Raw genomic sequence first — 12,110 nt, forward strand, 5'->3', positions numbered from 1 at the left:
CGGGCGGAAAAGTGGTTGGTGGGTTCCCAAAGTTGGATTTGGGGTACGAGGGTGATGGCGAGGGATTGGATATTCATCCGCCTCGTGGCATACTCATTCACATGAGTGTGACGGTGGCGGTGGCCGGTGCCAGTGGGTATGCGGGGGGCGAGCTGCTCCGGTTGCTGAGTAGCCACCCCGAGGTGGAGATCGGCGCGCTGACCGCCGGCGGGAACGCCGGTACGGCGCTCGGCGTGCACCACCCGCACCTCGTGCCGCTGGCCGGGCGCATCCTGGTCGAGACCACGGCGGAGAACCTCGCCGGTCACGACGTGGTGTTCCTGGCCCTGCCGCACGGACAGTCCGCCGTCATTGCCGAGCAGCTCGGAGATGACGTCACCGTGATCGACTGCGGCGCGGACTTCCGGCTGATCGAGGCCGAGGCGTGGGTCGAGTTCTACGGCGGCGAGCACGCCGGCGCCTGGCCGTACGGGCTCCCCGAGCTCCCGGGTCAACGCGACAAGCTCCGCGGGTCGAACCGGGTCGCCGTACCTGGGTGTTACCCCACGGTCTCCACCTTGGCCCTGCTCCCCGCCGTACAGAACGGGCTCGTCGACCCCACCCAGTTGGTGGTCGTCGCCGTCAGCGGTACGTCGGGTGCGGGCAAGGCCCCGAAGGCGCACCTGCTGGGCGCCGAGGTGATGGGATCCGCCTCGGCGTACGGCGTCGGCGGCGTGCATCGCCATACGCCGGAGATCGAGCAGAACCTCACGCCGTACGCCGATGCGCCGGTGAGCGTCTCGTTCACGCCGGTGCTCGCGCCGATGGCTCGCGGCATCCTCGCCACCTGCAGCGCACCGGTTGCCGACGGCACCGACTACGCCGCGCTCCGGAAGGCCTACGAGGACGCGTACGCCGACGAGCCGTTCATCCATCTGTTGCCCGAGGGGCAATGGCCGCAGACGCAGGCCACCCTCGGCGCGAACACCGTGCAGTTGCAGATCGCCCTGGACCAGCGCACCGGCCGCGCCGTCGTCGTGGCCGCGATGGACAACCTCACCAAGGGCACCGCCGGCGCCGCCGTGCAGTGCATGAACCTGGCCACCGGTCTCGACGAGACCCTGGCCCTGCCTCTCGTAGGAGTCGCCCCGTGACCCTTGCCGTCACCCCAGCCACCCAAGTCGATCGGAGCGCCGGGGTCACCGCGCCGGCAGGCTTCCGCGCGGCCGGGGTGATCGCCGGGATCAAACCAGCCGGTACGCCGGACCTCACCGTCGTGGTCAACGACGGCCCGCACGACGTCGCCGCGGGGGTCTTCACCACGAACAAGGTGAAGGCCGCGCCGGTGCTGTGGTCGCAGCAGGTCCTGACCGCCGGCAAGCTGAAGGCCGTCGTCCTCAACTCCGGCGGCGCGAACGCCTGCACCGGACCCGAGGGTTTCCAGGACACCCACAAGACCGCGGAGAAGGTGGCGTCGGTGCTCGGCATCGGTGCCGCTGAGGTCGGGGTCTGCTCGACGGGGCTGATCGGCGAACGCCTCCCGATGGACAAGCTGATCCCCGGGATCGACGCGGCCGTCGCGGCGCTCGGTGATGATGCGGCCGCCGGGCTCGCTGCCGCCACTGCGGTGATGACCACGGACAACGTGCCGAAGCAGGCCGTGCTGAAGCACCCGGACGGCTGGAGCATCGGCGGGTTCGCGAAGGGCGCCGGGATGTGCGCGCCGAACATGGCGACGATGCTCAGCGTGATCACCACCGACGCCGTCCTCGACCAGCCGCATCTCGACCACGTGCTCCGGAACGCGGTCGGCAAGACGTTCAACCGGCTCGACGTCGACGGCGGTACGTCGACCAACGACACCGTCCTGCTCCTGAGCTCTGGTGCCTCGGGGATCACGGTGACTCCTGAGGCGTTCGAGACGGCCCTCACGGCCCTGGCTGCTGACCTGGTGAAGCAGTTGCAGGCCGACGCCGAGGGCGTCACCAAGCACGTGAGCATCACGGTGCAGGGCGCCGCGACCGAGGCCGAGGCGCTGGCCGCCGCCAAGGTCGTTGCCGAGGACAACCTGTGCAAGACCGCGTTCTTCGCTTCCGACCCGAACTGGGGCCGGATCGCGATGGCGGTCGGCAACGCGCCCACCGCGTTCGACCCGTCGCTGCTCGACATCACCCTGAACGGCGCCGCCATCTGTGTCGCCGGCGGCAAGGGCGTCGACCGCTCCGAGGCGGACCTCAGCGGTCTGGAGATCGACGTGGTCATCGACCTGCACGCCGGCCCCGCGTCGGCGACCGTCCTCACCACGGACCTCTCGCACGCGTACGTCGAAGAGAACTCGGCGTACTCGTCATGATCTTTCCGGAAGCGGTGGAGAAGGCCGCTGTACTGACCGAGGCGCTGCCGTGGCTGAAGCAGTTCCACGGGAAGACTGTCGTGGTGAAGTACGGCGGGAACGCGATGGTCGACGAGAAACTCAAGAGAGCGTTTGCTGAGGACATCGTCTTCCTCCGGTACGCCGGGGTGCGTGTCGTCGTCGTTCACGGCGGCGGACCGCAGATCAGCGACATGCTCGGCCGGCTCGGCATCGACAGCGAGTTCCGCGGCGGGCTCCGGGTCACCACGCCCGAGGCGATGGATGTTGTCGGCATGGTGCTGGTCGGCAAGGTCGGCCGGGAGTTGGTCGGCCTGCTGAACGCGCACGGCCCGTTCGCGGTGGGGATGTCCGGTGAGGACGCGGGCCTGTTCACCGCGGAACGCCGTACAGCGCTGGTCGACGGCGAGCAGGTCGACATCGGGCTGGTCGGTGACGTGGTCGAGGTCCGGCCGGAGGCGGTGGTCGACCTGATCGACGCAGGCCGGATCCCGGTGGTGTCGACGATCGCGCCCGACGAGGACGGACTCGCGCACAACGTGAACGCGGACACCGCCGCCGCGGCGCTGGCCTCGGCGCTCGGTGCGGAGAAGCTCGTCGTACTGACCGACGTGGCCGGGCTCTATCGGAACTGGCCCGACAGCGACGAGATCATCACCCAGATCGACACCGATGAGCTCGCGGAGTTGCTGCCGTCGCTGGCGTCCGGCATGGTGCCGAAGATGGAAGCCTGCCTGCGCGCGGTCCAGTCCGGCGTCTCCCGAGCCACCGTGATCGACGGCCGCGTGCCGCACTCGCTGCTACTGGAAATCTTCACCGATGCCGGAGTTGGAACCCAGGTGATCCCGTCATGACCGAACTGCTGACCGTCGACGGCACGCAGGCCGCGCTCACCGAGCGGTACTCCAGTGCGCTGATGAACACGTTCGGCGCCCCGAAGCGGGTGCTGGTCCGCGGCGAGGGCGCGTACCTGTGGGATGCCGACGGCAACAAGTACCTCGACCTGCTCGGTGGGCTCGCGGTGAACTGTCTCGGGCACGCGCACCCTTTCGTGGTGTCCGCGGTGACGTCGCAGCTCGCCACCCTGGGCCATGTCTCGAACTTCTTCGCCTCCGCGCCGCAGATCGCGCTCGCCGAGAAGCTGCTCGGTCTCTTCGACGTCCCGGGCAAGGTGTTCTTCACGAACTCCGGCACCGAGGCGAACGAGGCCGCGTTCAAGATCACCCGCCGTACCGGCCGGACCAAGATCGTCTCGACGGTCGGCGCCTTCCACGGGCGGTCGATGGGCGCGCTCGCGATCACCTGGAAGCCGGCGTACCGGGAGGCGTTCGCGCCGCTGCCCGGCGACGTCGAGTTCGTCCCGTACGGCGACGCGGACGCGCTGGCCGCGGCGGTCGACGACGAGACCGCGGCCGTGGTGCTCGAGCCGATCCAGGGCGAGAACGGTGTCGTCGTACCGCCGGCCGGATACTTGCAGGCGGCGCGGCGGATCACGTCCGAGCACGGCGCGCTGCTGTGGATCGACGAGATCCAGACCGGGATCGGCCGGACCGGGACCTGGTTCGGGTACGAGGCCGACGGGATCACTCCGGACCTGGTGACCGTCGCGAAGGGGCTCGGGGCCGGGATCCCGATCGGTGCGTGTATCGGTCTCGGCGCGGCCGCGGACCTGCTGCAGCCGGGGAACCACGGGACCACGTTCGGCGGCAACCCGGTCGCGGCGATCGCCGGGCTGGCGGTGCTGACCGTCATCGAGAGGGACGGCCTGCTCGCGCAGGTGAATGCCGTCGGCAACCACCTCGCGTCGTCGATCATCGCGCTCGACCACCCGCTGATCGCGGGTGTCCGGGGTCGCGGGCTGCTGCTCGCGATCCAGCTGACCAAGCCGGTGTCGGACCAGGTGGCGGCGCTCGCGCTGGAGGCCGGGTTCGTGATCAACAACCCCATCCCGGACGCGTTGCGGCTGGCGCCGCCGTACATCCTCAGCAAGGCTGATGCGGACAGTTTCGTCGCGGCCCTCCCGGGCCTGCTCGACAAGGTGGAGGCGTAATGGTGCGGCACTTCCTGCGGGACGACGACCTCTCGCCGGTCGAGCAGGACGAAGTACTGACGCTGGCCGCGCAGCTGGCAGGGGACCGGTACGGGCACAAGCCGCTCGAGGGTCCGAAGACCGTGGCGGTGATCTTCGACAAGACGTCGACGCGGACGCGGATCTCGTTCGCGGTCGGGATCTCGGAGCTGGGCGGCGTACCGCTGATCATCGACGCGCAGACCTCGCAGCTCGGTCGCGGCGAGCCGATCGCGGACACCACGCGGGTGCTGGACCGGCAGGTCGCGGCGATCGTGTGGCGGACGTTCGGGCAATCGCGGATCGAGGAGATGGCGGCCGCGTCGTCGGTGCCGGTCGTGAACGCGCTGACCGACGAGTTCCACCCGTGCCAGATCCTCGCGGACCTGCAGACGGTACGCCAGCACAAGGGCTCGACGGCCGGGCTGAAGCTGGTCTACCTGGGCGACGGCGCCAACAACATGGCGCACTCCTACCTGCTCGGCGGCGCGACCGCCGGCATGCACGTCGTGATCGGATCGCCTGCGGACTACCAGCCGGATCCGGACGTGGTCGTGAGCGCGGCGGCGATCGCCGAGAAGACCGGCGGATCGGTTGCCTGGACGGAGGACCCGATAGCGGCCGTCGACGGTGCCGATGTCGTTGCCACCGACACCTGGGTGTCGATGGGCCAGGAAGCCGAGGCAGCTGACCGTGAAGCGCCGTTCGTGCCGTACGCCGTGACTGAGCAACTGCTCGGCAAGGCGAAGCCGGATGCGATCGTCCTGCACTGCCTGCCCGCCTATCGTGGCAAGGAGATCGAGGCGGCCGTCATCGACGGACCGCAGTCGGTCGTCTGGGACGAGGCCGAGAACCGGCTGCACGCGCAGAAGGCGCTGCTGTCGTGGCTGCTGGCAAGGAGTTTTCAGGGATGAGCATCGCCGTACCGACCACCAAGATCGCGCGGCAGCAGCGGATCGTCGATCTGCTCGGGCGGCAGCCGGTGCGGTCGCAGACCGAGCTGGCTGATCTGCTTGCCGCGTCGGGGCTGGCGGTCGGGCAGGCGACGCTGTCCCGGGACCTGGTCGAGATCGGTGCGGTGAAGGTCCGTGACTCGGCCGGCCAGCTCGTGTACGCCGTGCCAGGTGAAGGCGGTGACCGTACGCCGCGTGCCGGTGAGGCTGCTGCGTTCGAAGCCCGGCTGGCCCGGGTGGCGTCCGAGCTGCTCGTGTCGGCGGAGGGCAGCGCCAACCTGGTCATCCTGCGAACCCCGCCGGGGGCGGCCCAGTACTTCGCGTCGGCTATCGACCACGTGGGCCTGGACGACGTCCTCGGCACCATCGCCGGCGACGACACCGTGATGGTCGTCTCCCGGAACCCGACCGGCGGTCAGGACCTGGCCGCCCGTTTCCTGTCCCTCGCAGCCCGCGAACCGAAGTAGAGGAAGTGTCTTGAGTACTGGAGAGAGCGGCGCCCGGGATTCGGCATTGTGGGGGGCCCGGTTCTCGGGCGGACCAGCCGACGCGCTGGCGGCGTTGAGCAAGTCGACAGACTTCGACTGGCGGCTGGCGCCGTACGACATCGCCGGGTCGAAGGCTCACGCCAAGGTGCTGCACCGCGCGGGTCTGCTCACGGACGACGATCTGGCGGCGATGTTGGAGGGCCTCGACGGGCTGCTGGCCGACGTACTGTCCGGAGAGTTCCTCCCCGCTGCGGAGGACGAGGACGTGCACACCGCGCTGGAGCACGGTCTGCTCGTTCGGCTCGGTGCCGAGCTGGGTGGGCGGCTGCGTGCGGGGCGGTCGCGAAACGACCAGGTCGCCACGCTGTTCAAGAGCTACCTGCGCGAACACGGCCGGATCATCGGTCGGTTGCTGCTGGAGCAGGTGAACACGCTGGCGGATCAGGCCGAGCGGCATCTGGGTGTGGCGATGCCCGGGCGGACGCATCTGCAGCACGCGCAGCCGGTTCTGCTGTCGCATCATCTGCTCGCGCACGCGTGGCCGCTGATCCGGGATCTGGATCGACTCGCCGACTGGGACGCTCGGGTCGCCGCGGATTCGCCGTACGGCTCGGGGGCCCTGGCCGGCAGCTCGCTGGGGCTGGATCCTCAGTTCGTCGCGGTCGAGCTGGGGTTCACGAACTCCTCGGCGAACTCGATCGACGGTACGTCGTCGCGGGACTTCGTCGCGGAGTTCGCGTTCGTCACCGCGCAGATCGGCGTCGACCTGTCCCGGCAGGCCGAAGAGGTGATCCTCTGGGCGACCAAGGAGTTCGGGTTCGTCGAGCTGGACGACGCGTTCTCGACCGGGTCGAGCATCATGCCGCAGAAGAAGAACCCCGACATCGCCGAGCTCGCCCGCGGCAAGGCCGGGCGGCTGATCGGCAACCTGAGCGGTCTGCTGGCGACGCTCAAGGCGCAGCCGCTCGCGTACAACCGGGACCTGCAGGAGGACAAGGAACCGGTCTTCGACTCCATCGACACCCTCGAGGTGCTGCTGCCCGCATTCACCGGGATGATCCAGACGCTGCGCTTCAACGCGGAACGTCTCGAGGAGCTGGCACCGCAGGGCTTCTCGCTGGCGACCGACATCGCCGAGTGGCTGGTCCGCCAGAAGGTCCCGTTCCGCGTCGCCCACGAACTGGCCGGCGCGTGCGTCCAGGAATGCGAGAAGCGCGGCATCGAGCTCTGGGACCTGACCGACGAGGATCTGGCCGCCATCTCGCCGGATCTGACTCCGGAGGTCCGCTCCGTCCTCACCGTCGAAGGGTCCCTCGCCTCCCGCAACACCCGAGGCGGAACCGCGCAAGACCGGGTCACCGAACAACTGGCTGAACTCCGCGACCGCGCCACCGCCCACACCACCCGCCTGACCTGACGTGAGCCGATCGGATAGAGCACAGGGTTGGTGATCCGCTCGCGTTGGGTATCCGTGGTCGGCCGATCGCGCCAGACCCCGAAGCCACGCTTCCCGGAACATTTTCGTCACCGGCTGGCACTTTTGTTCCGTCCCCGCGGCGAGCAGACGACGGGTTATCCCCGCGCGTTGGGGGTTCTCTACTGATACATGAGTGGAGAACCCTGCACGCGAGGGGATAATCGCCGCTCTGACGGTGACTGAGGTAGGTCGGTCCCGTCCGAGGGCTGGGTGTTGCGTCATCTAGGGTGCTGCGCATGCGTCGTTCGTTGCTTGCCGGTCCTGTGTTGGAGGTGGCGCCGCGGCTGTTGGGGATGGTGCTGCGCAGCACCACCTCCGATGGGACGGTGGCGGTCCGACTGACCGAGGTCGAGGCGTACGACGGGCCGAACGACCCTGGCTCGCATGCGTACCGGGGTCAAACGTCGCGCAACGCGGTGATGTTCGGCCCGGCCGGCTTCCTCTACGTGTACTTCACCTACGGAATGCACTTCTGCATGAACGTCGTCGCCGGCTCGGAAGGCCAGCCGTCCGCTGTCCTGCTCCGCGCCGGCGAGGTGATCGAAGGCGTCGAACTCGCCCGCGTCCGCCGCGGTCGGCTGACCGAGCAGAAGGTCGTCGTCAACCAGGCGGCCGGAATCCGACCGGGCCCGATCGCCAAACGACGCAATGGCAATCCAGATCGCGATCTTGCGCGCGGGCCGGCTCGGTTGTGTGTTGCCCTGGGCATCGGACGTGAAGGCAACGGCGTCGACCTGCTGGCGAAGAACTCACCGATCGAGCTGCTCGACGGTCCCGGCTTCGACGGCGTACCCGCGACCGGCCCACGCGTCGGCCTGCGCGAGGCCGCCGACCGCCCCTGGCGCTTCTGGATCCCGAACGACCCGACAGTTTCGCCTTACCGCCCGCATGTCCCGAAAAAACGCGCCTAGCGGTTGGCCAGCTCGAGCACGTAGTCCAACTGCGGCAGCCCGTGCTCCACCTCCGGGTCTGGGAACAGCCCGACGTGCTGCACCCCGGCCGCCTCCAGTGTCTCCACATGCGCCGCCGCGTCGTCGAGCGTGCCGATTGCCCCGATAGCGGTCCACCAGTCGCTCGGCATCCCCACCAGGCCCGCCTCGCCCGATGCGTCGTACAGCTTCTTCATCTCGTCGAAGAACGGCAGCGCGGTCAGCTGCGGCGGCCGCTCACCGATCCGCCACCCGAGCCACGGCGCGGTCCACTCGTACGCCGTTTTGCGGTCTTCGCGCACGCACATCGCCGCGAACACGGCGACCACGAACCCCTCGGGCGATCCGGCATACTCCACCGACTGACGCACGTACGGCGCGGTCGCCGGCTCGGCCAGTACGACACCGCCCGCGACCCGCCCCGCGAGCGCCATCGACTTCGGACCCTGGACACCGAGCAGGATCGGCGGCACCTCCGCCGGCGGTGCGTCCAGCTTCACCTTGTCGAGGAAGACCGTCTTGCCCTCGAAGCTGACCTCCTCGCCACGGAGCAGCCGGGTGACGCTGGTCGTCACTTCCTCGAGCGCAGTCAGCGGCGACTTCGGCCGGACCCCCATCTGGCCCATCCACGACTGCACGCCATGACCGATACCGGGCAGGAACCGCCCCGGCCCGAGCGCCTCCAGCGTCGCGAACTCCATTGCGGTCACCGCGGCCGTGCGGGCGACCGCCGGCACGATCCCGAGCCCGACGGTCAGCCGCTCGGTCGACGTCAGCGCGGCCGACACCAGCGACGGTCCGGCCGTGAAGAAGCAGTCCTCGATGATCCACAGCTCGTCCGCGCCACCACGGTCGAGCCGCCGCGCCACGTCGGTGACAAGCGCAGCCGGGTACGTACGCGGGAAGCACATTCCTAAGGCGGTCATGGGGAGACGGTAGGGGAGAGCGCCGACAGTTCGTGAACGACGGGTCAAAGGTGTGCGCGCGCCGCGAGGGAGGGCGACTAGCGGACCGTGCTGCGGGTAGGTTTCTGGTATGGCCCGTCCGCACTACTCGTCCCGTCTCGAGGACTGGTTCAACCTCGGGTTGCAGGCGGTACTTCGGCGTCGTGGCTGGCAGGAGCGGATCATCCCGCAGGTCGGTTACGGCAACACCGAGTTCGTCCGGGTGCTGGCCCGCGTGGTGCTCGGGCGGGACCCGCGCAACCAGCCGCGGTACGACGAAGACCAGGTGATGCGCGGCTGGCGCGTGTTCGTGACGGCGCCGGCGACCAAGGTGCCGGTGACGGTCACCGTCGGCGGGCAGACGTTCGACGCCGTGACCGATCGCGGCGGGTTCATCGACCTGAACGTGCCGGTGGTGCTGCCGCCTGGCTGGCACGAGATCGTGCTGGGCGTTCATGGCGACCGGCAGGCGCGGGCGCGGATCTTCGTCCCGGACCCGGAGGCCACGTTCGGTCTGGTCAGCGACATCGACGACACGGTGATCCTGACGATGCTGCCCCGTCCGCTGATCGCGGCCTGGAACACGTTCGTCCGCGACGAGCAGGCGCGCCGCGTCGTACCAGGAATGGCCGGTCTCTACGAGGAGTTGCTGGCGGACCACCCGGGCGCCCCGATGTTCTACCTCTCCACAGGAGCGTGGAACACCGCACCGACGCTGACTCGCTTCCTCGCACGGCACGGGTACCCGCCGGGGCCGTTGCTGATGACGGACTGGGGGCCGACGAACACCGGCTGGTTCCGCAGCGGCCAGGAACACAAGCGGACCGCGCTGCGCCGGCTGGCGCGTGAGTTCCCCAACGTGCGCTGGGTGCTGATCGGGGACGACGGCCAGCACGACCCCCAGCTGTACGGCGACTTCGCGCAGACGCACCCCGACCACGTGCTCGCCATCGGCATCCGCCAGCTCACCCCGGCCGAGCAGGTCCTGTCGCACGGTCTACCGGTCCCTAACCCGGACCCTGGCGCCCACGACCCACACCGGCCGACTGCCGTGACGGTGCAAGGTCCGGACGGACATGCCCTCCGTCCACAGCTCCGCTCGGTGCTGACACGTCCCGAACCCACCTGAGTCGCCGCACGCCGGCGTACAGGACACTAGTGCTGACCGACGTACTCGAGGAGAGAACTAGTGACCGAACGCCGCACTCAGGTGCTTGACGACCTGGAGAGCCGTGGCCTGATCGCCCACTCCACCGATCCGGATGCCCTCCGGGCCTCGATGGCGGCGGGACCGATCACCTCCTATGTCGGTTTCGACCCCACCGCGCCCAGCCTGCACATGGGCAACCTGCTGCAGCTGCTGACACTGCGGCGGCTCCAGTTGGCCGGCCACAACCCGATCGGGCTCGTTGGCGGCGCCACCGGGTTGATCGGTGACCCCAAGGAGACGTCCGAGCGGGTGCTCAACCCGAAGGACATCGTCCACGAGTGGGTCGAGAAGGTCCGCGGACAGGTGGAGAAGTTCGTCGACTTCGACCAGTCGCTGCCGAACCCGGCCCGGATCGTCAACAACTACGACTGGACCAAGGACCTCAACACGCTCGACTTCCTACGGGACATCGGGAAGCACTTCCCGGTGAACCGGATGCTCGGCCGCGAGGTGGTCAAGGCGCGGCTGGAGCAGGGGATCAGCTACACGGAGTTCAGCTACGTGCTGCTGCAGTCGCTGGACTTCCTCGAGCTGTACCGGCGGCACAACTGCACTCTGCAGACCGGCGGCAGCGACCAGTGGGGGAACCTGACGGCGGGCGTCGAGCTGATCCGTCGTACCGACGCCGGCAAGGCGCATGCACTGGCGACGCCACTGGTGACCAAGGCCGACGGCACGAAGTTCGGGAAGACCGAGTCCGGGACGGTGTGGCTGGACCGGGAGCTGACGACGCCGTACGCGTTCTACCAGTTCTGGTTCAACAGCGACGACCGCGACGTGATGCAGCTGGTGCGGTTCTACACGTTCCGTACGGCGGACGAGATGGCCGCCCTCGAGCAGGCGACTGCCGAACGGCCACAGGCACGGGAAGCGCAACGGGTACTGGCCGAGGACGTGACGACCTTGGTCCATGGGGCCGAGGAGACTCGGCGGGTGCAGGAGGCCTCGAAGGCCTTGTTCGGCCAGGGGGAGCTGGGGTCCCTGGACGGCTCCACGCTCGTGGCAGCACTGCGCGAAGCACCGCACGTGGAGCTGGGCGCCGGCGAACCGATGCCGACGTACGGCGACCTGCTGGTGAAGTCGGGCCTGGTGGCGAGCAAGTCGGCCGCACGGCGCACGGTCGCCGAAGGTGGCGCGTACCTGAACAACGAGAAGGTGAAGGACGCGGAGTACGTGCCGGCCGCGGAGGACCTGCTGCCGGGTGGCGTGCTGGTGCTGCGCCGTGGGAAGCGTTCATTTGCAGGGGTTCTGGCAGCGCCGACGCAGGGCTGACGGCTGCGGTGTGGGAGTGGGCTCCACTCCCACAACCGGGTTGCCGAAGGCAAATTACAACCCTGTGATTCAGCCCACCGGGAGCCGATTTGACCGGTCACCTGCGAGCCACGTAATGTTCTTCTTGTTGGAGCGAAGCGCGGGACGCGAAAGCGGCCGGCCGCTCCGAACCCCCCAAGGCTAGAGCAGCCGAAACGTGTCCTCGGACTCGGGTCGGCCGACTGGACGCGGGTGGAGGGTCAGAAAAATTGAGTCTTGACTCGGTGGATCTGGTCCGGTAAAGTAACGCAGGTTGCCCCGGGAGCCTGGCTGCAAGGCCAAGCTGCGGTGTGCGTCCGATTCTTGAGAACTCAACAGCGTGCCGAAAGTCAATGCCGAAATTGTAGTATCCCCGTTCACAGGCATTGGATGATTCTTCT

At 68.7% G+C, this 12,110-nt stretch carries 11 protein-coding genes; 10 read left to right on the plus strand and 1 reads right to left on the minus strand.

Annotation, left to right across the window (positions count from 1 at the left end):
- Nucleotides 1-101 precede the first annotated feature (101 nt).
- From argC to EV647_RS27020, 8 genes are all read left to right on the plus strand, one after another.
- A complete protein-coding gene (gene argC / locus EV647_RS26985; protein ID WP_134007509.1) occupies nucleotides 102-1,133 on the plus strand; it encodes an N-acetyl-gamma-glutamyl-phosphate reductase in 1,032 nt (343 codons plus the stop codon).
- The gene (gene argJ, locus EV647_RS26990; RefSeq protein WP_134007512.1) at nucleotides 1,130-2,332 is read left to right on the plus strand and encodes a bifunctional glutamate N-acetyltransferase/amino-acid acetyltransferase ArgJ; all 1,203 of its coding nucleotides are present in this window, start codon (nucleotides 1,130-1,132) and stop codon (nucleotides 2,330-2,332) included. Before argC ends, argJ begins: the two co-directional genes overlap by 4 nt.
- On the plus strand, nucleotides 2,329-3,204 hold the full coding sequence (argB, locus tag EV647_RS26995; RefSeq protein WP_134007514.1) for an acetylglutamate kinase: 876 nt from the start codon (nucleotides 2,329-2,331) through the stop codon (nucleotides 3,202-3,204). The genes argJ and argB overlap by 4 nt, the downstream gene beginning before the upstream one ends.
- Nucleotides 3,201-4,400 carry an acetylornithine transaminase gene (locus EV647_RS27000; RefSeq protein ID WP_134007516.1) on the plus strand — a complete coding sequence of 400 codons (1,200 nt, stop codon included), beginning with the start codon at nucleotides 3,201-3,203 and terminating at the stop codon, nucleotides 4,398-4,400. Before argB ends, EV647_RS27000 begins: the two co-directional genes overlap by 4 nt.
- On the plus strand, nucleotides 4,400-5,332 hold the full coding sequence (argF, locus tag EV647_RS27005; protein WP_134007518.1) for an ornithine carbamoyltransferase: 933 nt from the start codon (nucleotides 4,400-4,402) through the stop codon (nucleotides 5,330-5,332). Before EV647_RS27000 ends, argF begins: the two co-directional genes overlap by 1 nt.
- Nucleotides 5,329-5,838, plus strand: coding sequence for an arginine repressor (locus tag EV647_RS27010; RefSeq protein WP_134007520.1), 510 nt, complete (start codon nucleotides 5,329-5,331; stop codon nucleotides 5,836-5,838). The genes argF and EV647_RS27010 overlap by 4 nt, the downstream gene beginning before the upstream one ends.
- Before the next feature lie 10 nt (nucleotides 5,839-5,848).
- Entirely contained in the window at nucleotides 5,849-7,276 is a 1,428-nt protein-coding gene (gene argH / locus EV647_RS27015) for an argininosuccinate lyase (protein WP_134007522.1), read from the plus strand.
- 296 nt (nucleotides 7,277-7,572) lie between these two features.
- Nucleotides 7,573-8,247 (plus strand): DNA-3-methyladenine glycosylase, encoded by a 675-nt coding sequence (locus EV647_RS27020; protein ID WP_134007524.1) that lies wholly within the window; start codon nucleotides 7,573-7,575, stop codon nucleotides 8,245-8,247.
- On the opposite strand, the gene EV647_RS27025 is transcribed toward EV647_RS27020, so the two are convergent.
- Entirely contained in the window at nucleotides 8,244-9,191 is a 948-nt protein-coding gene (locus EV647_RS27025) for an LLM class flavin-dependent oxidoreductase (protein WP_238175526.1), read from the minus strand. The two genes, EV647_RS27020 and EV647_RS27025, sit on opposite strands and share 4 nt — an antisense overlap.
- A 109-nt stretch (nucleotides 9,192-9,300) precedes the next feature.
- Between EV647_RS27025 and EV647_RS27030 the strand changes: the two genes are divergently transcribed.
- Nucleotides 9,301-10,338, plus strand: a complete 1,038-nt coding sequence (locus tag EV647_RS27030) for an App1 family protein (protein WP_133785333.1) — start codon at nucleotides 9,301-9,303, stop codon at nucleotides 10,336-10,338.
- 60 nt (nucleotides 10,339-10,398) lie between these two features.
- Nucleotides 10,399-11,691 (plus strand): tyrosine--tRNA ligase, encoded by a 1,293-nt coding sequence (gene tyrS / locus EV647_RS27035; RefSeq protein WP_134007526.1) that lies wholly within the window; start codon nucleotides 10,399-10,401, stop codon nucleotides 11,689-11,691.
- Nucleotides 11,692-12,110: the final 419 nt, after the last annotated feature.

Source organism: Kribbella sp. VKM Ac-2566 (assembly GCF_004366005.1).
In the GTDB taxonomy this organism is placed as follows: Bacteria; Actinomycetota; Actinomycetes; order Propionibacteriales; family Kribbellaceae; genus Kribbella; species Kribbella pratensis.

Bases quoted from the DNA above. Each gene is read 5' to 3' on its own strand.
- argC (WP_134007509.1), top strand. From the start codon at position 102: ATGAGTGTGACGGTGGCGGTGGCCGGTGCCAGTGGGTATGCGGGGGGC.
- argB (WP_134007514.1), top strand. From the start codon at position 2,329: ATGATCTTTCCGGAAGCGGTGGAGAAGGCCGCTGTACTGACCGAGGCG.
- EV647_RS27000 (WP_134007516.1), top strand. From the start codon at position 3,201: ATGACCGAACTGCTGACCGTCGACGGCACGCAGGCCGCGCTCACCGAG.
- argF (WP_134007518.1), top strand. From the start codon at position 4,400: ATGGTGCGGCACTTCCTGCGGGACGACGACCTCTCGCCGGTCGAGCAG.
- EV647_RS27010 (WP_134007520.1), top strand. From the start codon at position 5,329: ATGAGCATCGCCGTACCGACCACCAAGATCGCGCGGCAGCAGCGGATC.
- EV647_RS27020 (WP_134007524.1), top strand. From the start codon at position 7,573: ATGCGTCGTTCGTTGCTTGCCGGTCCTGTGTTGGAGGTGGCGCCGCGG.
- EV647_RS27025 (WP_238175526.1), bottom strand. From the start codon at position 9,191: ATGACCGCCTTAGGAATGTGCTTCCCGCGTACGTACCCGGCTGCGCTT.
- EV647_RS27030 (WP_133785333.1), top strand. From the start codon at position 9,301: ATGGCCCGTCCGCACTACTCGTCCCGTCTCGAGGACTGGTTCAACCTC.